Annotated in this window: 26 protein-coding genes; 8 read left to right on the top strand and 18 right to left on the bottom strand. The window is 49.0% G+C overall.

Annotated features, from left to right (window positions below):
• The first annotated feature begins 95 nt into the window (after positions 1–95).
• Positions 96–1,268 (top strand): MFS transporter, encoded by a 1,173-nt coding sequence (locus tag KNQ08_RS01605; RefSeq protein WP_149426997.1) that lies wholly within the window; start codon positions 96–98, stop codon positions 1,266–1,268.
• 269 nt (positions 1,269–1,537) lie between these two features.
• On the opposite strand, the gene KNQ08_RS01600 is transcribed toward KNQ08_RS01605, so the two are convergent.
• From KNQ08_RS01600 to KNQ08_RS01580, 5 genes are all read right to left on the bottom strand, one after another.
• Complete coding sequence (locus KNQ08_RS01600) at positions 1,538–2,647, bottom strand: MFS transporter (protein ID WP_149426996.1); 1,110 nt, start codon at positions 2,645–2,647, stop codon at positions 1,538–1,540.
• 145 nt (positions 2,648–2,792) lie between these two features.
• The gene (locus KNQ08_RS01595; RefSeq protein WP_149426995.1) at positions 2,793–5,348 is read right to left on the bottom strand and encodes a sensor histidine kinase; all 2,556 of its coding nucleotides are present in this window, start codon (positions 5,346–5,348) and stop codon (positions 2,793–2,795) included.
• Between the two features lie 208 nt (positions 5,349–5,556).
• Complete coding sequence (locus KNQ08_RS01590; protein ID WP_214804438.1) at positions 5,557–6,009, bottom strand: hypothetical protein; 453 nt, start codon at positions 6,007–6,009, stop codon at positions 5,557–5,559.
• Positions 6,010–6,080: 71 nt separating this feature from the next.
• Positions 6,081–6,500, bottom strand: coding sequence for a hypothetical protein (locus KNQ08_RS01585; RefSeq protein ID WP_023467641.1), 420 nt, complete (start codon positions 6,498–6,500; stop codon positions 6,081–6,083).
• Complete coding sequence (locus tag KNQ08_RS01580) at positions 6,500–8,617, bottom strand: DNA topoisomerase III (RefSeq protein ID WP_149426993.1); 2,118 nt, start codon at positions 8,615–8,617, stop codon at positions 6,500–6,502. The genes KNQ08_RS01585 and KNQ08_RS01580 overlap by 1 nt, the downstream gene beginning before the upstream one ends.
• A 44-nt stretch (positions 8,618–8,661) precedes the next feature.
• Here KNQ08_RS01580 and KNQ08_RS01575 point away from each other — a divergent pair, with 44 nt between their 5' ends.
• The gene (locus tag KNQ08_RS01575) at positions 8,662–9,558 is read left to right on the top strand and encodes a DMT family transporter (protein WP_149426992.1); all 897 of its coding nucleotides are present in this window, start codon (positions 8,662–8,664) and stop codon (positions 9,556–9,558) included.
• Positions 9,559–9,604: 46 nt separating this feature from the next.
• On the opposite strand, the gene KNQ08_RS01570 is transcribed toward KNQ08_RS01575, so the two are convergent.
• A complete protein-coding gene (locus KNQ08_RS01570) occupies positions 9,605–11,065 on the bottom strand; it encodes an MDR family MFS transporter (protein WP_058712922.1) in 1,461 nt (486 codons plus the stop codon).
• A 145-nt stretch (positions 11,066–11,210) separates the two neighbouring features.
• On the opposite strand from KNQ08_RS01570, the gene KNQ08_RS01565 reads away from it, so the two are divergent.
• Positions 11,211–12,026, top strand: a complete 816-nt coding sequence (locus KNQ08_RS01565) for an SDR family NAD(P)-dependent oxidoreductase (protein ID WP_023467637.1) — start codon at positions 11,211–11,213, stop codon at positions 12,024–12,026.
• A 42-nt stretch (positions 12,027–12,068) separates the two neighbouring features.
• On the opposite strand, the gene KNQ08_RS01560 is transcribed toward KNQ08_RS01565, so the two are convergent.
• Genes KNQ08_RS01560 through rnz form a run of 7 tightly spaced genes read right to left on the bottom strand, consistent with a single transcriptional unit; the run spans position 12,069 to position 16,820 of the window.
• Positions 12,069–12,440, bottom strand: a complete 372-nt coding sequence (locus KNQ08_RS01560) for a hypothetical protein (RefSeq protein WP_149426991.1) — start codon at positions 12,438–12,440, stop codon at positions 12,069–12,071.
• A 27-nt stretch (positions 12,441–12,467) separates the two neighbouring features.
• Positions 12,468–13,031, bottom strand: a complete 564-nt coding sequence (locus tag KNQ08_RS01555) for a hypothetical protein (RefSeq protein WP_050678517.1) — start codon at positions 13,029–13,031, stop codon at positions 12,468–12,470.
• Complete coding sequence (locus KNQ08_RS01550; protein ID WP_251133597.1) at positions 13,028–13,981, bottom strand: ATP-binding cassette domain-containing protein; 954 nt, start codon at positions 13,979–13,981, stop codon at positions 13,028–13,030. Before KNQ08_RS01550 ends, KNQ08_RS01555 begins: the two co-directional genes overlap by 4 nt.
• Positions 13,917–14,636: a hypothetical protein gene (locus KNQ08_RS01545; RefSeq protein ID WP_149426990.1), complete on the bottom strand. Its 720-nt coding sequence runs from the start codon at positions 14,634–14,636 to the stop codon at positions 13,917–13,919. Before KNQ08_RS01545 ends, KNQ08_RS01550 begins: the two co-directional genes overlap by 65 nt.
• On the bottom strand, positions 14,614–15,018 hold the full coding sequence (locus KNQ08_RS01540; RefSeq protein WP_087679903.1) for a DUF4430 domain-containing protein: 405 nt from the start codon (positions 15,016–15,018) through the stop codon (positions 14,614–14,616). The genes KNQ08_RS01545 and KNQ08_RS01540 overlap by 23 nt, the downstream gene beginning before the upstream one ends.
• Entirely contained in the window at positions 15,015–15,911 is an 897-nt protein-coding gene (locus KNQ08_RS01535) for a hypothetical protein (protein WP_058265134.1), read from the bottom strand. The genes KNQ08_RS01540 and KNQ08_RS01535 overlap by 4 nt, the downstream gene beginning before the upstream one ends.
• Before the next feature lie 3 nt (positions 15,912–15,914).
• The gene (rnz, locus tag KNQ08_RS01530) at positions 15,915–16,820 is read right to left on the bottom strand and encodes a ribonuclease Z (protein ID WP_149426989.1); all 906 of its coding nucleotides are present in this window, start codon (positions 16,818–16,820) and stop codon (positions 15,915–15,917) included.
• A gap of 108 nt (positions 16,821–16,928) precedes the next feature.
• Here rnz and KNQ08_RS01525 point away from each other — a divergent pair, with 108 nt between their 5' ends.
• Positions 16,929–17,108, top strand: coding sequence for a hypothetical protein (locus KNQ08_RS01525; protein ID WP_023467629.1), 180 nt, complete (start codon positions 16,929–16,931; stop codon positions 17,106–17,108).
• Between the two features lie 62 nt (positions 17,109–17,170).
• On the opposite strand, the gene KNQ08_RS01520 is transcribed toward KNQ08_RS01525, so the two are convergent.
• Entirely contained in the window at positions 17,171–18,295 is a 1,125-nt protein-coding gene (locus tag KNQ08_RS01520) for a M20/M25/M40 family metallo-hydrolase (protein WP_214804436.1), read from the bottom strand.
• Positions 18,296–18,524: 229 nt separating this feature from the next.
• Complete coding sequence (locus tag KNQ08_RS01515; RefSeq protein ID WP_235147627.1) at positions 18,525–19,487, bottom strand: aromatic acid exporter family protein; 963 nt, start codon at positions 19,485–19,487, stop codon at positions 18,525–18,527.
• 76 nt (positions 19,488–19,563) lie between these two features.
• On the opposite strand from KNQ08_RS01515, the gene KNQ08_RS01510 reads away from it, so the two are divergent.
• The 4 genes from KNQ08_RS01510 to KNQ08_RS01495 all read left to right on the top strand — a co-directional run bounded on the left by KNQ08_RS01510 (position 19,564) and on the right by KNQ08_RS01495 (position 23,424).
• The gene (locus KNQ08_RS01510; protein WP_149426987.1) at positions 19,564–20,640 is read left to right on the top strand and encodes an N-acetylglucosaminidase; all 1,077 of its coding nucleotides are present in this window, start codon (positions 19,564–19,566) and stop codon (positions 20,638–20,640) included.
• Positions 20,641–20,697: 57 nt separating this feature from the next.
• Positions 20,698–21,633: a manganese-dependent inorganic pyrophosphatase gene (locus KNQ08_RS01505; protein WP_029341137.1), complete on the top strand. Its 936-nt coding sequence runs from the start codon at positions 20,698–20,700 to the stop codon at positions 21,631–21,633.
• 85 nt (positions 21,634–21,718) lie between these two features.
• Positions 21,719–22,483 (top strand): 2,4-dienoyl-CoA reductase, encoded by a 765-nt coding sequence (gene fadH / locus KNQ08_RS01500; protein WP_035398246.1) that lies wholly within the window; start codon positions 21,719–21,721, stop codon positions 22,481–22,483.
• A gap of 227 nt (positions 22,484–22,710) precedes the next feature.
• A complete protein-coding gene (locus tag KNQ08_RS01495; RefSeq protein WP_035398248.1) occupies positions 22,711–23,424 on the top strand; it encodes a ZIP family metal transporter in 714 nt (237 codons plus the stop codon).
• Positions 23,425–23,504: 80 nt separating this feature from the next.
• On the opposite strand, the gene KNQ08_RS01490 is transcribed toward KNQ08_RS01495, so the two are convergent.
• From KNQ08_RS01490 to KNQ08_RS01480, 3 genes are all read right to left on the bottom strand, one after another.
• The gene (locus KNQ08_RS01490; protein ID WP_035398249.1) at positions 23,505–24,131 is read right to left on the bottom strand and encodes an HD domain-containing protein; all 627 of its coding nucleotides are present in this window, start codon (positions 24,129–24,131) and stop codon (positions 23,505–23,507) included.
• The gene (locus KNQ08_RS01485) at positions 24,113–24,649 is read right to left on the bottom strand and encodes a GNAT family N-acetyltransferase (protein WP_035398252.1); all 537 of its coding nucleotides are present in this window, start codon (positions 24,647–24,649) and stop codon (positions 24,113–24,115) included. The genes KNQ08_RS01490 and KNQ08_RS01485 overlap by 19 nt, the downstream gene beginning before the upstream one ends.
• A 64-nt stretch (positions 24,650–24,713) precedes the next feature.
• The gene (locus KNQ08_RS01480; RefSeq protein ID WP_214805665.1) at positions 24,714–25,436 is read right to left on the bottom strand and encodes an amino acid ABC transporter ATP-binding protein; all 723 of its coding nucleotides are present in this window, start codon (positions 25,434–25,436) and stop codon (positions 24,714–24,716) included.
• Positions 25,437–25,438 lie beyond the last annotated feature (2 nt).

The raw sequence follows: 25,438 nt of genomic DNA, 5'->3' as shown, positions 1-25,438 counted from the left end.
TACACTAGAAAAAAACATGAAATGAGGGCGTCCAATGTAAGTCATTCTGAACTCTCACTCCTAACTAAATACGTACGATATGGAGGTCATTCAGAATGAACCGGTTTACGCTTTTATTGGTCAGTCAATGGATTGCGAATGCGGGAGATGCGCTCTATATCGTCTCCCTGATCGCGATGATCTATCAAACGACAGGGCAAGCGAGTCTCGCTGCCCTGTTTCCTGTTCTCGTCACAGCAGGCATGACAGGTAGCGGCTTCTTATTCGCCCAAGTCGCTCAACGTGTTCCCCATGCCTCCTTGTTGTTCGGCAGTCAACTCCTCAAGACGATTCTATTAGGCGTCATCTGGGGATTTGATTTACCACTGCCACTTATCCTCGCACTCGTTGGGTGTATCGCTTTCTTCGACGGATTTGCTCGTCCGATCGAAAGTGCCTTCATCCCTCGACTGTGTCAGGATGTCCAGAAAGCTAACAGTCTCGTACAAGGTTCGAATCAAGTGATTCAGCTCATCATGTGGCCGCTCGGTGCCATCCTGGTCAGCTTGTTATCCCCTCTTTCCGTCTTGTCCGTCTCGGCTGGTCTGTTTTTAGGTGCCAGTCTCATCAGCTATCTGTTCTATCGAAGCGTCCGCTCTCTACCCGATCCTTCGATGGAAGAAGAAGACGTCTCCTTCCGGTCGAGTATTCGCTACACGCGATCGCATTCTTTCGCGAAAGCCAACACGTATCTCGTCGGAATCGATGCGTTCGTCAGTACGGCGTGGATTTCTGCTCTGTTCCTCGTCTACATCGATACACATTTCCAACTATCGGAACGCTGGTGGGGCATTCTAAATGCCTTCTATCTGCTGAGCATGATCGCCGGCAGTTACATGATGTTACGTCGTCGTGGAACGCGTTCGTTGCTTTATCGTAGTATCGGCTTTTCGATTACTGCGACCCTCTTGTTTGCTTTCGCTCCAATCGTCACACTTGCCGTGATCGCTTGTCTGATCCAAGGGTTTGCAAGTCAAGTCCGGGCGATTGAGCTGAATACGTTGTTGCAGACGACGACACCACTCGAACGGTTACCGTATGTCTATAGCGTGCAACAAACCGTGTATGCACTCTGCTTCTGTCTCGGTAGTCTGCTGTTCGGATGGTTTGCCGATGTGTTTGCGATCGAGCTTGTCTATGCGCTCGCAGGACTCCTCTCCTTGTTGATGTGGCAACCAGCTCGCCAGGTATTGGCACGTTCTTCTCAGGAGCAACGACACGTGTCGTAATAAATGACAGTCAAAAGAGGCTGACTCAAAAAAAGAATGACGCGTCTTTTCACGCCCTTTCCTCAGGCGAGACACAAGCCAGTTTTCCTGCTTCGTTGAAGCAGGAAAGCGGGTCTTGTTCGTCTCTGACAGCGCATAAATGCGCTTGTTCCTGTAGGAGTGGCGTGTGACGCGTCATTCTTTTTGTTACGAGATAAGGATGGCAGATTATCATTCTGCCATCCTTATCTTTGTAGAGGCTGACTTTTGAGTCAGCCCCTTTTTTTGATTCAGTTCTGACGCGTTCGCGTCACACTATACAATAGAAGCAACATAAGTGAGACGAGACCGAGCGCGGCATAGGTCATCTGAAGCGAAAAGACACGTTCGACGAAGACGAACAGCGTACCGGTTCCAAGCACAGCTAAACGTTCAATGACTGAGATCAGCGACGTAAACGTTGCACGTCCATTTGGCGGCGCAACTTCTTGGATGATAGTGGTCACATAAGGCTCAGCCCAGCCATAGCACAAGTACAGCGTCCCGAGTAACCCGATACTGACGAGCGGAGAGGCAACCGACAATCCGGCAAGACACACGATATAGATCATCGCCCATCCGACCGGAGATCGGAACCGAGATAATGACGCGCCGGTCGCCTGCATGATTTGAAATAACACGAAAACGAATCCGAAATGGACCATCGGTATCGTTTGATCCCGTAGATAAAGTTGCCAAAACTCATCGACGAAATCAATCGTCGCCCCGTATAACAAGACAATACAAAGAATTCGGACGTAGACGCGTCGAAACGAAAAACCGTTTAGCAATGTCTTTAATGAAATCGTCTCTCCGTCTTGTTCTCGCGATGCTTCCTTTAAGAAAAACGTCAGCAGTACTGTTCCGAGCAATACCCACCAGGACACGTGATAGTGCCAAATCAAGTCTACCGATCGCACGGCGTAACTCCCGACAAGTGCTGCGAGTCCTGATGTCAATAAACCACCGATTGAAATCACTCGCCAGACCGTCTCGAATCGCTCTTCCATCCTATGCATTCGCAATGTTTCATAGACGTGGGCTTCAAGCGCTCCACTAAGTGCTGCGCCACCGATGCCGGCAAGGACCATCGCCAAGAGGAAGGCAGGTAATGAGTAGGCTTCAAGCAACACCGTAAACGATAACCACTCACATACGAAACCAGCCAGAATGAACGGCTTTCTGCCCCATCGATCGGATAACAAACCGAACGGGACCTCACCAATCAACATGACCCAAGCAAAGACGATTTCTGCGATGACGACTTCGGCAATGCTCATTCCCCGGTCTTCCCAGTAAAAGCGCTCAATCACATAAGCTGGAATGAACGAACTACTAGCTTCGATCAGGATCCAAAGCATGAGTGATCGTCGGACTTAACAAGGCCATCTGCTTCGCCGCATCTCCTCACTTCCTTTCTGTTTGATAGTAGTTAATTCCCGTTTTGCAGATGAAACCAACAAAAAAAACGCCCTTTGATTAAAAAATCAAAGAACGCTTTTGACATTAACATTCATCTGCCGATTCCGTGACCGGTACGACGGACTGGACGATCGGTAGTTCGACGATGAACGCGGACCCGACACCTTCTGTTGATTCGACATGAATCATCCCTTCGTGCGAACGAACGATTTCCTGACAAATCGCAAGACCAAGACCGGTACCGCCGATTTTTCGACTATCCGAATTATCGACTCGATAAAACTTACTAAACAGTTGTGGTAACGCGTGACGGGGAATGCCGATTCCCTCATCTTCGATCTTCAGCTGGACACGATCTTCGACTTGACGCATCGTGATCGTGATTTGACCACCATCCGGTGAATACTTGATCGCATTGTTGATCAGGTTCGTGAACAGCTGACGCATTTTTTGTTCGTCAGCATGAATCCGACCCGTCGTCGTTTCTTCAAAATCAAGGACTAGCTCGTGATCTTTTGCCGAAGCCGTATGGAACTCGACCGTTTCCTGAATGACTTTCGTCAAATCAAGCGGTTTGAAGTCATACTGCTGCTGACTCGATTCCATGCGCTGGACATCGAGGAAGTCGTTGACGAGATTCGTCAACCGTTCGGTTTCTGCATGAATCGTCTCGAGATACCGTTGACGTTTTGATTCCTGGACGTCGCGCGCGAGCATCAATTCCGTGTAGCCGTAAATCGAGGCAAGCGGTGTCCGCAACTCATGCGAGACGGTCGAGACGAATTCCGATTTCATCCGGTCGATCGCTGTCTCTGCCGTCACGTCACGTAAGACGAGCATCGTACCGCGGAAACAACCACCGTAATGAATTTCCTCTGCATACAGCGTGACGAATCGCTCTTCCTTGTTCAAGGACAACGCCAAGCTCTCCGTCGGAATTTCCTGACTGCAGACATGATCCATGTAGGTTAAGAACGCCTCATGTTGATCAACCTGCACTGCCAACTCTTCGATTTTGACGTCGAGCGTCATCAATCCTTCTTCCGCCACTTGATCGTGCGCCGGATGATGGAATAAAGCGAGCAATGGTTTATTGGCAAAAATCGTCTCTCCTTCGATATAGATGACCGCTTCTCGAATCGAATGGAGAAGTTTTGAGGTCTTTTCCCGTTCTCGTTCGACTTCTTCAAAGACACGCATCCGAAGCAAGGAGAGTGCCAATTGACGGGAGAACGACCAGATTTCATTTGTCTGGTCTTCCGTGAAAGCATCCCGGTAACGGACGAGATAAATGCTTGCAATCATCGTGTTCGTCGCTGGATCCATCACCGGTACGACGATTTCGTACATCGTGTATGGATACGGGAGCGGATGATGACTCGCGACTTGTTTCGTCGAGCGAACAGCGCGTTTGTTTTGACGTGTGCGTTCGAGTAATGACGTCGAAGCATGTAATAACTGGTGCTCCTGAGCTGCCGTCATCCCGTACGAGACGAGATCCGTATAGCGGTCTTGCTCTAAGAAGACGATTGCTCCGAGCTCCGCATCGGTGATCGTAATCAATTTTTCGATGATCGCTGGATACGCCGTCAACGTTTCACGAGAAGCGAGCGTTTCCGTCAACTCATTGCGATAACGCAAATGGGTCTCGTTGCGCAACGTGATGTCGAGTGCTTCTTCGAGTTCTTCCTGTTGCGATTGAAGCTCTTCTTGCTGGGCAATTAATTCTTCTTGTTGACTTTGAAGTTCGTCGTTACTCGCGACAAGCTGGTGCTTTTGCCCGGAAATGGCGGCTGCCATCTGGTTGAACGTCGTCGTCAACTCACCAATCTCATCTTGACGATTCGTGATGACGATCGGTGTCGCATCCTCACCTTTAGCGAGTCGTCCACTTTCCCGGTTCAACTGACGCAACTGACGCGTCAAGCGGCGGACGAATGGTCGGACGAAAACGAGAGTAATCAATAAGAGGATTGCAATATTGACTGCTCCGAGAATTTGCGACGAGTTGACTTGTTTACCAAGCTGCTCTTGCGCCGCCATCTCTTGATCGTTTAAGGAATTACGATATTTTGTGAAGACCGTCTCCATATCAACGATACTTGAACTCATATCAGCCGCACTCTTCGTCTTGATGTTGAACTTCCGCTGTGGATCGAGTGGTTTTGATTTTGTGACCTTTCCAAGCGTCGGCATCTTCAAGAACGGTTCCGTCACTTTGCCGTCTTTTTTCGCCGCGACATAATTGACGAGGCTCGGCATGACGCGTTGGGTATACGCTGTATAGAGCTCCCGTGCGTCCGTTGCATACTGCCGTTCTTCTTTGAAGCGTGCATTGCGCTCGAACCATGTCGTTTGTTGATTGATGCCATTTTTCTTTGCTTCGATTTCTTTTAACATCTCTTCGTCACCAAGCAAGACGAAGCCACGCATCTCGTACTGCATGCTTTGCCATGATTCGTACAAATCCGTCGCCCGTGTCCGATGTTCGTTTAACATCTTTAACTCTTGGCGTGATTCATCCACCTGTTGTTTCGTATATAGGTAGACACCACCTGTCGTTAGCAGCAGTGTCAGAAAAATCACATAAAACGCAGACATGATTTGCCGTCCAATCGTTCGATTCAGCCATGTTTTCATTAAAGGAATTCAACTCCTTTCCCTTTATTCTTCTCCAGCAATAAAGGTATTCCCGTCCATTCATTGTAAACTTTTTTCAATCGATACACAGCATTCTGCTCAAAAAGATTTCAATTTCATACAACTTTAATCTAAATCGTTGTATATGACAATTAGATGTCACGATTCGGTCGTTTTCAACAAAAAAAGAGCCCCTCAGGACCCTTTTTCAATGATGATGGTGATGGCTATGACTATGACTCCGGACCGGCTGTTCGTCCGCTAAATGATCCGCATCCAAAATGCCGAGCCGTAAGTATTGGGCGACGACTTGTTTTTTCGTCGTTTCGGAAATCTGATCTGTTCCTTGGACGAGCCTTAAGATGCCGGTCGCAATCCGGAAAGGTTCGAGATTCGTCTTTTCGACTGGAAAACTTGTCAACGTTTCTAAGTAAGCGACGTAATTCTGTGCATCCGATTCATCCGGACTGACGAGACGCGCCGCATGCTCGCGCAGTTGTTGCGTCAATGAATTCGTCGAAATTCCCTTTGAGGCTGCAGAGATGACTCCAAACAGAATGAACCCGATGATGAGAACAAAAAATCCGACCATGAAAATCGGCATGCCCGAGAAGAAGCCGTCGCCTCCCAGTTCGCCTTCCATGAATGCTACTGTGAACATAGTGAACCCTCCAAATGAATAGAATGATGACGATCACTTATCCTACGTCATCCTCTTCAAGAAAGTTTCACCTAGTTAGGTAGTTTTTGTAAGTCAGCTTGGAACCAGTCTTCAACGAAGAAGCGTTCCGTCTCCGTCTCGATTTGATATGAATACAACACTTCGAAGTCGCCCTCCGTCAGCATCGGTAACGTCAATTCGCGTACGAGTTGGCGTAATTCTTCCGTCAGCTCAGCTTCGTAGCGGATGAATCCATCTTCCCGGTGCTCGACTTCCGTCAAGTACGGAAGTAGGATGTGTTTTCCGAATGATTGTGGATCATCGATCACTTCCGCAGTCACACCAAACAGTTCTTCTGCTTCTTCGACCAGTCCTTCTGCCGACTGTACCTCAATATGGTCCGGAAACCAGACCGTCAAGCGGCGCCCTTCTTGTAACAGTCGTTCAAAGACAGGACGAAACGTTTGATTTTGAATCAGTTCGTATTGCATCAGTCTTCCCCTTTCGTGAATTCGAATTTTAATTGATCGCGTTCGAGATAGAGCATCGCCTTAAACTGGCGCGCATTCTTTTTCATCTCGAGTGGCTTTGTTTTTTGACCCGCTAGTACTTTTTTGACTTCCGTTTGCGTCAGTCGGGCACCAAGGATCGTTTTCGGTAACGTAAAGCCACAGTTGTTCTTTTGATAGCCACTGCAGCCATAGAACTTCCCACGATCAAGCACTGCTGATTGACACAGCGGGCACGGACCGACCGGACGATTCGTTGCACCCCGCGGGGACTTGCTTTTGACTTGTGTCGGATCAACGGCGAGTTGTTCAATTCGTTGTTTGGCATCGACGACGAGATGCTCCGACAATTTCTTCGCCTGTTCAATGAACTGGGCAGCCGACGCTTCCCCTTTACCGATTTGCTCGAGACGGCTCTCCCACTTCGCTGTCATCTCTGGCGAAGCAAGAATGCTCCCCGTTACGGCATCGATCAAGATCCGACCTTTTGGCGTCGGATGAATCTCTTTTTTGACGAGTTTGATGTATTCCCGCCGTTTTAGTCCGTCGATGATCCCGGCACGGGTCGCTTCCGTCCCAAGTCCCTCGACTTCCTTCATGATCGCTTGCAGCTCATCTTCGAGTAACTTACCGGCTGTTTTCATACCGAGGATGAGCGTCCCTTCCGTATAGCGTTTCGGCGGCTCCGTTTGTTTCTCAAGCAGACGACAGCCTTTGATCGGCATCTCTTGTCCTTGTTCGACGGCTGGTAATTCGACTTCCTTTGACTCGATTTGTAAGACCTGTTTAAAGCCCGGATCAATCGTCCGACTGCCGCGCGTCAAAAAACGGTCCATCTCACGCGTCGTCACGATTTCCGTCTTCTCCGAGACGGCGTCCGGTGCAAAGGCAGCAAGAAAACGGCGAACGATTAAGTCGTAGACTTGTGCATCTCGTCCGGAGAGCTTCGCGACGGCACCCGCTTCTTCTGTTGGAATGATCGCATAGTGGTCGCTGACCTTCGCCGGATTAACGTAACGTTTATCGTTAGCCGGATTGTTCGTCAGGACATCCTTGATTGGGCTATATTCCGCTTGCTTCAGTAACCGATCAAGAATGACCGGGAACTGTCCCGCCTCCTCTTTCGTTACGAAGGAAGAGTCCGTTCGCGGATAACTGATCCAACCACGGATATAGAGTTTTTGCGCGATATCGAGCGTCTCTTTTGCACCGAGACCAAACCGTCGGCTCGCTTCTGTTTGTAAGAGTGACAAACTGAACCAAAACGGTGGTCGTTCCGTCTGACGTTTTTTCTCGATTGATGCGACGACTCCAGTTCCTTTCGTCCGATCCACGATCGCTTGTGCCTGGTCCCGGTCACTCAGCTTCGTCTGTTTCTTCGCATTGATGTATTTTCCTTTGTATCGCGTAAAATCCGCCTCGACTTCGTAGTACGTCTCCGGTCGAAAATTCTCGATCTGTTTTTCCCGTTCGACGATCAGTGCAAGCGTCGGTGTCTGGACCCGTCCGAGGGAGAAGACGTCGGCGATGCCCTTCTTCTTCAGTAACGTCGTATACGCACGTGACGCATTCATCCCGATCAACCAATCGGCGCAAGCGCGACTCATCGCCTCATGAAAAATGTTCTCCGTTTCCTTGCCATCGAGCAGGTTCGCAAACCCATGATCAACCGCTTGAGGCGTCAGACTCGAAATCCAGAGTCGTTGCAGTGGTTTCGCGTTGTTCGCGAGACGTAAGATCAATCGGACGATTGCCTCTCCCTCTCGCTCGGCATCCGATGCTATAATGATGGAAGTCGTCGTCCGCTCATTCAATAATTTCTTGATGACCTGGTATGGTTTACTCTTGCCTTTTGCCAGTCGGTAATCAAATCGTTCCGGGATGATCGGCAGATGATCGTAGTTCCATCGTTTCCATTTGGCGTCATAATGCGCCGGCTCCTGCAGTTCGCATAAGTGTCCGACCGCATAGGCGAGTTTTGCTCCTTGCGGAAACCGGTCACATGGTTTGATTTCAATGTAGCCGTCCCGCTTCACGGACGGATACGGAGCTGCCAGTTTTTCCGCTTGTTTTGGTTTTTCAGCAATGATCAATTGCACACGCTTCACCCTCATTTCCTTACTTCAGACATGTGGAGGTACCCATGCCCTATTTTACGTTATTCATGGCTTTATTCTTTATTTCAACATCGGCAATCTTCGTCAAGTGGGCGGAGACACCGATCGAGGCTGTCGCCTTTTACCGCATGTTGTTTTCGACCTTGTTGTTGCTCCCACTCATTCGATTGAAGGAACTGTTGCAACTCAGTTCGTCGACGATCCGGCATATGCTATTAAGTGGCATTTTGCTCGCCGGGCATTTTTGGCTGTGGTTCCTCTCTCTTGATTATACGACAGTTGCGAGCTCGACGCTCTTCGTGACCGCGAGTCCGATTTTTGTCCTGGCCGGTAACGCGTTATTCTTCAAACAACACCCGTCGCGCAAAGCACTCCTGTTCGTCGCTGTCGCCTTATTTGGTGGCGGTCTCGTCGCTTATGGAGATATCGCTGTCGGCATGCGCGCCTTGATCGGGGACGGTCTTGCCTTGCTCGCAACGATTTTAGTCGCTGGTTACTGGTTGCTCGGTCAACACGTCCGCACAAGCGTCTCGACGAACCTCTATTCGTTCGGTGTCTACGCTGTCGCGTCGCTCGTCTTACTTTTGTTATCATTGATTCAATCAACGAATCTCGTTGCTGCGTTCCAACAAGATTGGTGGCTGTATATTCTTCTTGCCGTCTTCCCGACGTTACTCGGTCACAATTTATTCAACTGGGCGCTCGCTCGTGTCAGTGCCAGCATCGTCAGCATCACGATCCTTGGCGAAGCGGTTTGGGGGATGATCTTCGGATACTATCTGTTCGATGAGAAGCTGACATGGATTCAAATCACCGGTGCCGCTTTACTATTGATCGGAATCGGATTGTTCCTCCGACGCAACGAACGCGATATTCGCGAACAACTCGCCCGGCGTGAGAGTGCCACTAGTCAATCTTCTTAATGACAAAAGCGAACCAGGATGATCATCATCCTGGTTCGCTTTTTCATTACGATCGTGGATCGTCAGGTCGAACTTTCGGTAAACGCCATGTCATCGCGAACGCAAGAATCGCACAAAGAACGCCACCGATGAAGACGTAACGTAATCCATGTGATAACGCGATTTCTGCCGCATACTGCACATCCTGTCCGAACGTTTTTGCCGTACTCGATTGGAAAAATGGATCAATCGCGTACCCTGAGAGCGTGTCCGACGCTGAAAACGAACGAAGGATGGATAGGTTGAAGATCGTACCGAAGATCGCAACACCGAGCGTCTGTCCCGTCGTACTCAAGAACGAGTTGACGGCCGTCGCTGAGCCACGAAGTGACCAATCGACGGAAGTCTGCAGGACGACCATGAAGACGGGTTGTGAGAGACCAAAACCAATTCCGATCAGCGAAACGGCAAGATAGATGAAAACATCACTTGATTCGCGCGTGATCAACGATAAAATCACTGTACCGACGATCAGCAGTCCCATTCCTGTCATCGTCCGATACCGGGGTGAGGCGACACCAATCGTCCGTCCACCGATAATGGCGGTCAGCGTCCAAAAAAGCGACAGTGGCATCAACATGAAACCAGCTTCGGTCGGACTCTTGCCGAGTACCCCTTGGGCAAAAATCGGAATATACGCTGACATCGAGACGAGCACCCAGGCGGAAAAGAAGACCGCTAAGTTGATCACGAGAATGACCGGATGGCGAATGACTGCTGGTGGTAAGAGTGGATCGCTCGCCTTTTTCTCGACACGATAGAACGTGAACAATAAAACGAAACTAATGAAAAAGCTGGCTAGAATGATCGGACGCAAGAACGTCTCCGACTCACTGCCCGATAATAAGCCGTAAAGAAACGCACTCATCCCGAGCGCAAACAATAACGCACCCCGGTAATCGATTTTCCGTTCCGTTTCACGGACCGTCTCTTTGTAGTAAACGACGATCATGAAGAACGACAATAACGCAAACGGTACGTTTAGTAAGAAAATATACCGCCACGAAAGCGATTCGACGAGGAATCCACCGACAAGTGGTCCAGCGACACCTGAGATTCCCCAGACAGCGCTGAGCACTCCTTGGATTTTCCCCCGCTCCTCATATGTATACAAATCCCCAATGATCGTCATCGCGATCGGCAATACAGCTCCTGCCCCGATTCCTTGGACGGCGCGGAAAACGATCAACATCTCCATCGATTGAGCGAGTCCACAGGCTAACGAAGCGACGGTGAAGACGCCGATCCCGAATAACAGAACCCGTTTTCGACCATATAAATCTGCCATCTTTCCGTAAATCGGTGTTGATACCGCCATGAACAACAAGAATCCAGCAAAGATCCAACTGACTAATTTCGCCCCGTTCAATTCACTCGCCATGACAGGTGTTGCTGTTGCAACGATCGTCCCCTCGATCGCGGCTAAAAACGTCGCGAGCAACAAGGCGACGGTTACTTTTTTCCTCATTCGTTCCACTTCCCCTCTACTGTTCTATCATACTGGTTGAACCAGTGATAAGAAAAGTAAATGCTTACGAAACAGGATTCGCGGGAACGGTATGGAATGGTATACACTAGACTCAGATTCACGATTTCGAATGGAGGAATGTCCTATGTTACGAAAAACGGCACTGATTACCGGTGCATCGGGTGGAATCGGACTAGATCTCGCTGTCCTCGCGGCGCGAGATGGCTTCGATTGTGTACTCGTTGCCCGCAATGAGAAGAAATTGAAGGAGCTTCAACAGGTCCTTGAAAAACGCTATCAGATCAAAGTCTATGTATTCGCTGCTGATTTATCGCTAAGCGACAGCGTTGATCGTCTCGTGCAATACTTAGAGGAACAAGAATTGACAGTCGATCTATTGTTCAATAATGCCGGCTTCGCCACGTCGGGACGCTTTGCGGAAATCGATCCAACAGAAGACATTAACTCGATCCAGGTCAACGTCGTCGCCTTGACGGATTTGACGAAACGTCTCTTACCGGGAATGGTCGAACGTGGCTTTGGACGCATCTTGAATGTCGCGTCGGTCGCTGCCTTCATGCCAGGACCATACATGAGTGTCTACTATGCAACGAAAGCCTATGTCCTGTCGTTCTCAGAAGCACTTGCGACAGAAGTCGACGGCTCGGGTGTCAGTGTGACTTGTCTCTGTCCAGGACCGACCGATACGAACTTCTTCGACCGGGCGAACATCACGCTACCATTCAAGAGTATGCCGTCACACCTCGTCGCCTTCGCCGGGTACCGTGGCATGCTCAAAGGACGCCGCGTCGTTGTTCCAGGTGCAAGCAACCGCGCCATGGTTTCCTTGTCTCGTCTCTTGCCACGCCGTCTCCTGACCGAAGTGACAGGTCGAATTCAAGATCCTGCTCGCCAACAAGAATCATCGACAGAAGAAGAACTCCTGTACGCGAATTCATAAAAAAACGGAAGGACCAGATAGCTGGTTCTTCCGTTTTTGTAATTATGCCTCATGATGACGAAAACGCCGCGTCGCATAACGTTTGACGCGATCGAACGTCGTCGTATAGTGATACAGATAACGAATGACGAGCGCACCCGTGATCGAGACGATGTAGCCCGTCGATAAGACGAGTAACCAGGAGACAATCGCGAGGAACCATGAACTCTCGAATCGTAAATGTTGCCAAAGTAATCCTTCTGATGAGGTAATGAGCATGGCGCTTGGGAAGATGGCGGCAGCAAGTAAGTAACAAGCAGCGTAACGTCCTCTAATCGTACCTTTCATCAACAGAATACTGCCAAACACTAAGCCGACACTCGAAACGATGAGCAACATGACGACATAAGCAAGCGAAATCGACGATCCCAGCATATGCCTTCCCTCCTGTTCGGTATGTTACTATTCTGTACCCCTCTTTTCATCGAATGAATGCATAATTCGTAAAAAAATCGGAAACAATATCCAAATGAATATCGCGTTACTGAATCCGTGAAGCATATCAAACGTTCCCCCGGCTACAAGCAGTGTCAAAAAAGCTTGCCACGAGAATCCGGTCAATACCAAGAACCCGAGATTGCTCACCCATCCGTATAAGAAACCAGCTAGAAATCCATATCCAGTCAATACGATCCGGTAACGAAGAAACGGAACGAATCCTAAACTGGCAATCGTTGCATACGCCAGCGCCTGAAAGAGGACGAACGGACCGCTTCCGAGAAATAAGCTCGTTAACACAACGACAAGCATCCCAGAAATAGCTCCGACGATCGGATGGATGAATACGGCTAATAATAAGACGAGTGCCGTTGCCGGCTGGACGTTCGGCAAACTAGAGAACAACAATCGTCCGACGATTGCCGCTGCCGTGATGATGGCGATGAACCGTAATCGTTGATCCGTCATCTGAAGTCTCTCGAACATGACTAAAAACAGACAAACGATTAGAACCGTTGCGACGATCATACGAACAACCGACTTTCTTGTAAAAAATGCTTCGTCGGTCCATCGAAAGCAACTTCTCCGTGCACGAGATAAATGATCCGCTGTGCTGCCCGAATGAGAACTGGATCATGCGTCGCCATGACGATCAGATTCGTCGGATTCTGCTTCCACGATGCGACGAAAGCCATTCGTGTGCTGTCATCAAGTCCAGCCGTCGGTTCATCAAAGTAATAGCTGTCTTTACTCCAATCGATACCGTCCAAGAGACGTTTTTTTTGCGTCGTAAAACTACCACTTCGATCGTCTAATGGCGCAAGCATCGGATGCGCTGGTACATAATGCGTCTCCCCCGACCGCCGGACTTTTCCGTATAGCGGTCGCTCGACACCGAGCGCGAGTCGTAGTAACGTCGATTTCCCACTACCATTCGCACCGACGATCGCAATGCGTTCACCTTGGTGAAACAACAATTTTTCTGTCACGAGTGCATAGCGTGTCTGTAACGGATAACGGTGTTGGACGTTTTCGATCCGATTCAGGATACGACCTGTCAGTTCAGTGGCGCGACTCGTGATCGACAAGTCGGATTGTATCGTCATCGAGCAATGGATCTGACAACCAAACCGTCGTTCGATTTCTTCAAGCAATCCCATTAATCGTTTCCGCCTGACATGATCAAGAAAGAGAAACGGTTCCGACAAGAACAGGGTATTTGGTGACGAAGACAACGCATGACCGAGACCGACAAGCTGTTGTTCTCCGGATGAGAGCTCACTGGACTCCGCTTCAAAAAAAGCTTCTAGCCCAAGCAAAGTCGCGAGTTCTCCTGCCCGAAACAAGGAACCCGTCGCCAGAAGATCTCGGACACGTCCATGAAGCAACCGCTCGGGTGTCAAGACCGGTTGTTCATGTTCGCCCGCCTGTTGACGTAGTCGCTCTTCGCGATCGGTGTCGGTATACATGATAGGCATCCCGGATTCCCCCTTTTGTAAATAATAGCGCTATAGGCAAAATCATCGCCGAAATGATTGCCCATGGTGTCAGACAAAAAACCAGTCCTGCCGCAAGCAATAAACCTATCTGAACATCACGTCGCGTGATCGGTCTTAAGCGAGACGGCACCGCTTCGATCGGTACGATATGATAGGCGGCCATCCGCTCCAGTCGAACAGCAAGCGACGTATCCGGATGACTCATCTTGACTTCGGGCCAAGTGCGTAAGAAAGACGGAATCAGCGCCAGCACCATACCCGTCAATCGTGTCAGTCGAGGTAAGAAACGAAACAACGGTCCCATCTGATCGAGTCGAACCAACGTAAAAATCCATTGACTCGACGTGATGAATAGCGTCACTTGGACCGTCGTTTCATAAATCGCTACTGTGTCGATGCTTGCACCATAAAGAAGCGGGACACACATCATGACGGCATAAAGAGCCGGGAGGACTAAATAGCGAAACACAGTCCGTTCTTGAACGAATAAAAACAAGAGCAGATGATAGACGACGATCACTGATTGATCATGTGTGAGGACGAACGGGATCGTAATCATCCCGATGAAAAAGAGAGCGACGTTCACTGGGTGAAGTCGCTCCCGTTCTGGTTTACTCAAAATAAGCCATTGCATCTTTTTCAAATCGCCATTCGAGACGATCTCCTTTTTTCAGTTCATAACTTCCAGCACCGACTTCGCCTGGTTTGCCGTTGACTCCGAAGACCCAGCCACTACCTGCTCCAGCTGATTTCTCTCGAATCCCATCGACTGCCGTGACATATGCCATCTCACCTTTGCCTGTTTTGACGACATCGAGCGTCGTATCTTCAAGTGCATCAAGTGCTGTATCTTTTTCGTTCAAGCATACGTCTTTATTAAATAACGTTTTATCCTTGACGTGATCCACGACCGATACCTTGACTTCCGCCTCACAAGACGCTGTTTGTTGTTCCTCTTTTGCTTCCGCGCAACCGGCAAGTAACACGATACTTGCAGCAAATAACCATTTTTTCATCGTACGACTCCTTTTCGCCTTGATGTCTCAAAGCTGTAATTATATAACAGAATAGTTTTATCGCGTAAGGATTGACCGTCAGAACGGTAATAGGTCAGACGGACCGCATTCGCTAAGACATCGTCCCCTGTATTGACGTACGGAATCAGTTTTCCTTCGTCATCAATCAAGAAGACCGTCGCATCCTGCAGACTAAACGTTTCATAGAGCCCATCGAGATCCATCTCGACATAGGGTGTTTTGGAATCATGTAAGATTTCATGAATCGAAAGCTTTCGCAACGTCTCAAACGATTGATTCGCATCAATCAGTTTCTGGTAATACGACGTCAACGATTTTGTCGTCAACTCTTCACGTGGTCGATAGGAAATCGTTCCTGTCAGCTCCTGGTAACTGACATCGTAACGAATGAAGCGTTTCGGTGTTTCGACGAGCATCTCAAACGAGGCGTTCCGGAGATTTCCGCCCCGATCGAACATCAACTGACTTTGTTCCATCCGCAGTCCCTCTTCACCGACACGTCGTTCGATTTGAGAAAGGAAATTGTCGAATGAGTCATCCGTGATCGTCACGCGACCAATCTGTTGTGTTTCTTCCCGCAACATCCCAGCATCAAACGGACCGAGAAAGAGTTGGAACAGGAAGAATAGGAATCCAAAGAGTGCCATGTACCGTTTATAACGCGAGTTCTTTTTCGGGTGCAGGACGATCAGGAAAATGATGATGCCGAGCGGTAACTGAATATCATAGACTGGAAACGACACGGCCCCGAGACATGCATAAAAAATGAACTTCATGTACAAGTATTTTTCTTTTTCCGTCCGACGTTCGAGTAAAAATCCTAATCCGCTAGCAGCCAGTAAAAAGAGTGCCCATAGAATGAGAAAGTCCATCGTCTATCCTTTGACCGGGACGACCCGGTGATCAAACATGAGATGGCTGTTCGCGAATACTTCTCGCGCCTCTTGTTCCAGTACTTCCTCTTGATCGACATAACGAGCGGAAACGTGCGTCAATAGAAGCTTTTTCGCTTGTGCCGTTTCTGCAATGACAGCTGCCTGTCGAGCGGTCGAGTGACCGAAGCGTCCCGCATGTTCGACTTCTCGATCGGCAAACGTTGCTTCATGGACTAATACATCGACGTCTCGTGCCAGTTCGACCGAGGCCGCGCACGGCATCGTATCGCCAAGAACGGCTAGTTTGACACCCGGTTTGGGTGATTCTAAAAAATCGGACGATGAATAGACCGTGCCTTCGAATTCAAAGGTTTCTTCCAGTGTGATTCGGCGATAGATCGGACCGGAAGGAACGCCTAGTGCCTTCAGTGCATCCACACGCAAGGCACCCCGCTCTTCTGGTCCTTCTAGTCGGTACCCGAACGCCGGGAAGCGATGTTCAAGCGACCGCGCCGTCACGCGGAATCCATCCTGGTCATAGGTTTGACCGTCTTCGACTTCAACGATCCGGAGTGGATAGCGTAGATATGTTCCTGTGATGCGTAATGTCGCGTCCATCCATTCTTTGATCCCGGTCGGTCCATAGATCGTTAGCGGTGTCGTGCCTTCCAGCGCTGCTCTTGTACTAATGAATCCTGGTAACCCAAAGATATGATCCCCGTGTAAATGGGTGATGAAGATCGCGTTGACTTTCCGTGGTTTGATCGGACTGTGTAAGATTTGATGTTGTGTCGCCTCTCCACAATCGAACAACCAGGTCATTTTGGGGTGTAACAAGGCAATCGATGTGACGTTTCGTTGTTTCGACGGCATACCGGCTCCTGTCCCTAAAAAATAAAATTCCATCTTTTTCCCCTTTTCGTAAAATTAGCATTTTTTATACACAAAATACACCTTTCTTCTGTTGAAGCATGGTAAACTGTACCTATTCAGATTTGGAAGGTGGTTTTTTCCATGACTAAGATTGAACGGACCTATGCCCGCATCGTCCGGGAAGCCCGCAAACTGAACGAGAGTTATCGGCAAAAATACGGAAAGTCGATTCAAATCGATGAAATCGCTTCGACCTTATTATGTACCGAAGAACTCGTTCTAGAGTCTATGGAATATGTTGATCGTCCTCAAGTAGTTTAATCGTACAATGATAAAGAGTGTACCGCAATGTTGCGGTACACTCTTTTTTGTGTTTCATCAGCTTATTTGTTCGTAATGTAATCAACTAGCGTCACGCAAAGTTCCGCTGTTTTGACGAGTTCTTCGATCGGCATCTTCTCATTCGTCGTGTGGATATCTTCATATCCGACAGCCAAGTTGACCGTTGGAATACCAAAACCAGCAATGACGTTGGCATCTGATCCACCACCAGAATGTAAGAGGCGTGGCGTGCGTCCGAGTTGTGTGATCGCTGCTTTCGCGACTTCGACGACTTGATCTCCATCCTCGAACTTGAATCCTGGGTACATGACTTTGACTTCAACTTCAGCACGACCACCAAGCTCTGCTGCCGCTTCTTCAAACGCCGCTTTCATCTTCTCTGTCTGTGCTTCCATCTTCGGAGCGACGAGTGACCGTGCTTCCGCGAAGATTTCGACATAATCACAAACGATGTTCGTTGATGGACCGCCACCGCTGAACCGTCCGATGTTCGCTGTCGTCTCTTCATCAATCCGACCGAGCGGCATTTTCGCGATCGCTTTCGACGCAATCGTAATCGCCGAGACACCTTTTTCCGGTGCGACACCAGCATGCGCTGTTTTCCCGAAAATCTTCGCATTGACTTTTGCTTGCGTTGGGGCAGCCGTGATGATGTCTCCGACTTTTCCATCTGAATCGAGTGCAAAACCGTAATCGGCATCGATTTTTGATGGATCAAGCACCATCGCACCGACGAGTCCAGATTCTTCACCGACTGTGATGATGAACTGAATTTTCCCGTGAGGTTGTTTCGTTTCATTCAATACATGCACGAGTTCGATTAGAGATGCGAGACCTGTTTTATCATCTGCCCCAAGAATCGTTGTGCCGTCCGTCTTGACGTAACCGTCCTCGATGATCGGTTTAATGCCTTGACCCGGGAATACCGTATCCATATGGGAAGTGAAATAAATTTTATCGACGCCGTCTTTTGTTGCCGGAAGCGTGACGATTAAATTGTTTCCTTTATGTTCCGTCTTGGATGAAGCGTCATCCTCGAACACATCACATCCGAGATCCTCGAACGTTTTTTTCAAATGGGCACAAATGCGTGCCTCCTCTTTTGATTCCGAATCGATCTGGACAAGTTCTAAAAACGTATCTAATACGCGTTGCTCATTGACCATGACAAAACCCTCCTCCTAATATGTTTCAATCCACTAGCGCTTTTTTAGTATACCATCCCCATCGTCATTTGCACTTCTGAAAGGTTGTTTGTACAATGGCAGTAATCAGTTGATGTAAGAGAGGAGTAGTGGATATGGCAAAACCATCGAAACAACAACGCATCATCAAATGGACGACGATCGGGATTTTAGCAATCTTCCTGATCGGTACGTTCGCTTCGACGATGTTTTATTTCTTTTGATTGACGTATCGTTGTTTTAAACGTAAATATTGCTCCGCTTCTTGTAGCATATGCAGTAAGGCAGAGCGGACCTCGAACTCCTCCCGCGTGACGGGTAAGGCAGAGGCACGAAAACGTGTCAATAATGCCTCTAGTTCTGAAATGTACACCATTGCGTCGGCTTCAGGTCGGACATTGTCACCAATCGTCCGAAAGAAGTCGGCGACTTTTTTTCCTTCTTCGACGACGAGGACGAGTTCCTCGGCATGATGGACGATACCGCGCAGTAACTCGAATTGTTGTTCGCGCATCCGGAAGTAGGCATAATCTTCATCATCGTTCCGACGACCGATCGCGTTTCCCATTCGTTTTAAGGCGGCATCTTTCCCTTCACGTAACAGACGTTCTGTCTCGTCAAGCGTCAACGCATGATGATTGACCCGCCCTGTTTCAATCGCAGCCGCGACTTCAAAAAATAAGGCGGCGATCCGTTGATCAATCTTTTCTCGTCGGTCGTCAATCAATAAATCGAGACTTGGCATGTACATGTTGACAAGTAATCCGACACCAACACCAATGCCAAGCAATAAGGATTCGTTCAATAAGATGTGCGCGTTGAGCTGACGTTCCGTATACAAATGTGTCAGAATGACGACACTCGTGATGAAACCGTCCTGAAGTCGGAGGCGTTGAACGGATGGAAGGAATAAAATGAAATAGATCAATAACGTCACCGGACGATAGCCGATGACCTCGAATAGAATGAATCCGAGCACGATGGCAAGTAATGATGCCATGATGCGTTCGTAAGAAGACCGGAACGTCTTCTTTCGTGTCGACTGGATGCTCAAGATGGCGATGATGGCAGCGAAGACGTAATAGTCGAGCTTGAGCTGTTCTGCGATCCACATCGCGAGCGCAGCAGCAACCGCTGTCTTCAGCGTGCGATAACCGATTTGCAACAGGTTCACCCCCTTTTGTTTTTCTTTGTTAGACTACCTACCTTGGACAGGAATGTCCATTGCTTTTTAAAGGACGTGATTTACTTTGACGACACGCACTATCCGCCCCGGTCGCCCCGTGCGCCGGACCGGTTCGATAAAAGGATTACTTTTTTTCTTCCTCATCGGAGTTCTCTTGTTCTTTTGGCTCCGCGAGGAACCGAAGACCGTCTTAACCCCACCAGCGCCTTATTCGGCTGAGCGCTATGAGAAAGGTAAAATCAACGAGCAAGAGTTCCAGACGTTCGCCGAGGCGAAGGAATATGCGGGTCAGCGTGGTGCGGTGAAACGTTCATCGGACGACCGCTACGTCTACCTCGGTGGACCAGGTACTGGAATCGTCGACGATCGTGGTATTCTATCGATTCATCGTGACCCTGAGTTAAAGAAACGGCTCACGTACGTCGCTTCCGGCACACGTGTCCAGTTACTTGAGTTCGGTGAACAGACGAGTCGTGTCAGCATCGCCGGCGTGACGGGGCATGTCCCAACGGACCGCTTACGTCCGTTCCCGACAGAACGTGTCTCGAATGCATCGTATTATCAGACGAAGGGCGATCGACTCCTTCACTATATCGTCGCGGACAGCGGACTTGGTGGACTGATCGTTGCCGGCGAAGCGACGAAAACAACTCCTCGGACGAGCAAATATGTCGAATCGAAGACATTAACGCGTGATTTGACGAAACCGACGCGTCTCAGTGCCAAACAACTCGATGCGTTCATCAAGGAGCAAGCACCGGACAGCCCCTTGATCGGTAAAGGAAAAGTCTTTAAGTCCGTTGAAAAGAAATACCGTGTCAACGCGGCCTATCTGCTTGCACATGCGATTCACGAATCCGATTATGGACGGTCTGAGATTGCCCGCGAGAAAAATAACTTGTTCGGCGTCAATGCGACCGATTCCGCGCCGGGAGAGGATGCGACCGTCTATAAATCCTTGACGGACTCAATCGAGCAAACCGGTCGATTCATCGCAAAGGATTATCTCGATCGGGATGGACGTTATTTCCGTGGGGCGTACCTTGGAAACAAACAAAAAGGCATGAACGTCTTTTACGCGTCAGACCCCTTCTGGAGTGAAAAAATCGCTGGTATCATGGTGAAAATGAACGCTTTCTAAATCCGAGATATGATACACTATAGGGCGAGACAACAATCATTGAGGAGTGAACACGTCATGGAAAAAGTTTTAGTATTTGGTCACAAAAATCCTGATACCGATACAATCACATCGGCAATCGCTTATGCAGAATTAAAGAAAGCACTCGGTGTCAATGCCGAAGCCATCCGCCTCGGTGAAATGAATGATGAAACGTTATTCGCACTCGATACGTTCAAAGTGACAGCACCACGTTTAGTGACAGAAGTCGCGACAGAAGCGTCACACGTCATTTTAGTCGACCACAACGAACGTCAACAAAGTGCGAACGATATCGACGCTGTTACGGTAACGGAAGTCATCGACCATCACCGGATCGCAAACTTTGAGACATCGGATCCTGTTTACTACCGGGCAGAACCGGTCGGCTGTACAGCAACGATCCTTAACAAGCTCTACAAAGAGCATGGTGTTGCAATCAAACCAGAAATCGCTGGGTTGATGTTATCAGCGATCATTTCTGACTCGCTCCTGTTCAAATCGCCGACTTGCACGGAGCAAGATATCATCGCAGCACGTGAACTCGCAGAAATCGCTGGTGTCGATGCGAACGTCTACGGTCTTGAGATGCTCAAAGCTGGAGCTGATCTCTCGAAAAAATCCGTTCCTGAATTGATCTCACTTGATGCAAAAGAATTCACGATGGGAACACTCAAAGTCGAAATCGCTCAAGTCAACACGGTCGATACAGCTGAAGTCTTGCTTCGCCAAGAAGAACTCGAAACAGCGATCAACGAAGTTATCCTTGCAAAAGGACTTGATCTGTTCGTCTTCATCGTCACGGATATCTTGACGAACAACTCTGTTGGACTCGTCCTCGGGAAAGAAGCGAATCTCGTCGAACGTGCTTACGGTCTTGAAGCGACGAACAACCTTGTTTACCTCGAAGGTGTCGTTTCACGTAAGAAACAAGTCGTTCCTGTCTTAACAGATACGGCTCTTGCAACACAATAAGTCAGAAAAAGAAGGAGTTCGCTCCTTCTTTTTTGAATAAAGAATATGAATGGCTGTTCATTCATTACATAAAGGAGGAAGCAATATGACACAAACGATCATGGTGACGGGTGGAACGAACGGAATGGGGAAAGCGATGGCGCTCGCCTTAAAGGAAGCCGGCTGGAACGTCGTTGTTACAGGACGCGACGCGGAACGCTTGCGACTCATGGATGAAGCATTGGGTCAGATTCAAGGTGAACATCTGACGATTCAGATGGATGTCCGTGATGCTGACGCTTGTCTGGCTGCTGTCAATCAAGCACGCGAACGGTTTGGTCGTCTCGAGGCATTGATCAACAATGCTGCCGGGAACTTCATCTGTCCGACCGACGAGTTATCACCAAATGGATGGAAGACGGTCATCGATATCGTCCTCAACGGGACATTCAACTGCTGTCACGCTCTTGTCAAAGGATGGCAGGAAGATCAAGTCGTTGGCGGACAGATCGTCAACATCGTTGCGTCTTATGCGTGGCAGGCCGGCGCTGGTGTCGCTCCGAGTGCTGCTGCGAAAGCCGGTGTCCTGAACTTGACGCGGACGCTTGCCGTCGAATGGGGCTATAAATATCAAGCCCGTGTCAACGCGATCAGTCCTGGCCCGATCGAACGGACAGGTGGTGCTGACAAACTCGCTTTATCACCGGAACACGCGGAACGAATTCGTCGCAACGTCCCGCTCGGTCGATTCGGTACACCGGAAGAGATCGCAACGCTTGCAGCGTGGATGGTGTCAGATCAAGCCCGCTACTTGAACGGAGAATGTATTGCTCTTGACGGTGGTCATTGGTTAAATAAACAACCATTCTAATGATTGAGATGGAATGACTCAAGAAGTCGGTCTCCACAAAGATAAGAATGATGCGTTTCACGCCACTCCGACAGGATCTTGTATCTTGCCTGAGGAAAGGGCGTGAAAAGACGCGTCATTCTTTTTTTTAGTCAGCCCCTTGCATGCGTCGCGAACTTTTTTCTTTCTTTTCGCTATGTTTATGAATTATCTAGAACAGGTAGAAAGGACAAGAAGGAGGCGATCGTATGTGGGAAGCGTTCGGTTGGGGAGCGCTAGCAGGTGGGGCCGTTGTCATCGGTGCCCTATTCGGGCTGTACTTACCCTTAAAGCAACGCCTGATTGGTTATATCATGTCGTTTGGTACTGGCATCTTGATTGGAGCAGCGACGTTCGAGTTACTCGATGAAGCATTAAAGAAGTCAACAACGCTCGTCGTCGCGATCTCCTTCATCGTCGGCGCACTCGTCTTTACGGGCTTTGACTTATTCATTTCGTCACGCGGTGCGAGTAAACGGAAACGCTCATCTGGTGGGAACGAAGGCACGGGAACAGCGATTTTCTTCGGGACGATTCTTGATGCCATCCCGGAATCAATCATGATCGGTGCCAGTCTGTTATCCGGAAATGTCAGCGCGGCACTCGTCGCGGCCATTTTTGTCAGCAACATCCCGGAAGGTTTATCGAGTACGACCGGTTTGCGAAAAGATGGATTCTCGAAGAACAAAGTATTGCTGATGTGGGGAGTCGTCTGGTTGATCTCCGCCCTCGCCTCACTCGCCGGCTACACGATTCTCGCAGAACTACCGGACATGCAATTCGCCATGATCGGTGGCTTCGCAAGCGGTGGGATCATCGCGATGCTCGCCTCGACGATGATGCCGGAAGCCCACGAGGAAGGCGGCGCGATCGTTGGTCTGTTCGCAGCACTTGGGTTAATTACTGCCATCATCCTTAGTTAATGACAAAAACAATGCACGTTTTCCGCAAGCTTAATCGGAAACGCGCATTGTTTTTTTGAAGTGATTTTGAAAACAAGTATTCAACTGTATATAGTGCCATCCCACTCTTGCTTGAACCGATCAACGAACTCTTCCATATAGCGATGCCGCTCCTCTGCTAAATGAAGTGCCGTTTTCGTATTCATTAAATCTTTTAGTCGGAATAACTTCTCTTCAAAATGATTCAGGGCACTCGTCTCTCCCTTTCGGTCACCTGGCTCTCGTGGCGCTAGTCCAGGCACATGCATCGGCTCCCCGAATCGACCAGCGAACTGAAACGTTCGGGCAATTCCAATCGCACCGATGGCATCGAGGCGATCGGCATCCTGGACGATTTGCCCTTCGACCGTCCGCATCGGTGGACGTGTGCCGTCTTTAAACGAAAGACTCATGATGATGTCTAGAATCTGTTCTTGTTCTTCCTCTGTCACCTTTCCTTGCAAAAAGGATGCGACCATCTCTGCCGTTCCTCCGAGTTTGCTATCTGCTACGTCATGAAGTAAGGCCGCCAGTTCGATGATTTTGACGTTCCCGCCTTCCTGTTTGGCAATATGTAAGGCTAAGCGGCGAACTCGTTCGATGTGAGCATAATCATGACCTGAAAAGTCCGTCGCGTGAAACGACCGGACGAACGCTTCCGTTTCTTGAATCATTGTCGTCCCCTCCATTCCGGTTCGAGTAATCCGTACAGTAACATATCATGTCGCTCTCCGTCTCGTCGTAAAAAGGCTCGGTATCTTCCTTCCTGAACGAACCCGAGTCGTTCGTACAGTTGAACCGCACGTGTATTATACTCAAAGACCGTCAATTGAATCCGGTACAGATTCAGTTCGAAGAAGGCGTATTCGAGGATTGTCTGTAGCGCATCCGTTGCATACCCTTGCCCTTCACAATCCGGATCGATGCCGATCATCAGCCATGCCGTTCCATGTGTCGGTAAAATATCTTCTAATGCGACCACCCCAATCATCCGTTCATCTTCGAAGTTACGAATCGCAAACCGAAACGTCTCCGGAGCATCCGTCGCCATCATCTGTTCAATCTTTTCCTTCGATAAGTGACGATATGGCGTCGCACTGAAATGGCGAGCAAACGTTGCATCGTCAAGCAGACGTTGCATCACTTCGGTATCTTCCGACTGAAAACGCGTCAGACGAGTATGATGACCTTCAAGCAATTTTTTCATTCTTATCCCCCTCTCTACTAAAAACCGAAAAACGCTAACCCTCTTCAGAGTTAGCGTACTGTGCTCATAAAACTTTTTCGAGGAATTTTTTCGCCCGGTCCGTCTTCGGATTGTCGAAGAGTTCGATCGGTGAACCTTCTTCCATCAGAATCCCCTCATCGAGGAACAAGACGCGATCCGCGACTTCTTTGGCGAAGCCCATCTCGTGAGTGACGATGACCATCGTCATTCCGCTTTCCGCCAATTGTTTCATGACGTCCAGTACTTCGTTGACCATCTCTGGGTCAAGCGCTGACGTCGGTTCATCAAACAACATGACGTTCGGTTCCATCGCAAGAGCGCGTGCGATTGCGACCCGTTGTTTTTGTCCACCTGACAACTGGTTCGGGTAATTATCGCGTTTTTCAGCTAAACCAACGCGATCTAGTAGCGTCTCTGCCCGCTTGACTGCCTCGTCTTTTGAGATACCAAGGACGTTGATCGGTGCGTACGTCAAGTTATCAAGAACAGACTTATGTGGGAACAAGTTAAATTGTTGGAACACCATTCCGATGTTCTGACGTGCTTTCGAGATGTTCGCTTTTGGTTTCGTCAGTTCAAAACCATCGACGATGATCGTTCCACTCGTTGGTTGTTCAAGTAAGTTGATACAACGTAGAAATGTTGATTTACCGGATCCCGACGGTCCAATGACAGCGACGACTTCACCGCGTGTAACTGTCGTCGAGATACCTTTTAATACTTCTAATTTTCCGAATTGCTTATGCAAATCGGTGACTTGGATCATAG

It is taken from the genome of Exiguobacterium sp. s46 (genome assembly GCF_018618875.1).
GTDB lineage: Bacteria > Bacillota > Bacilli > Exiguobacteriales > Exiguobacteriaceae > Exiguobacterium_A > Exiguobacterium_A abrahamii.
Note: the sequence above shows the minus strand (reverse complement) of the source record. Positions and strands in the feature narration are given on the sequence as shown.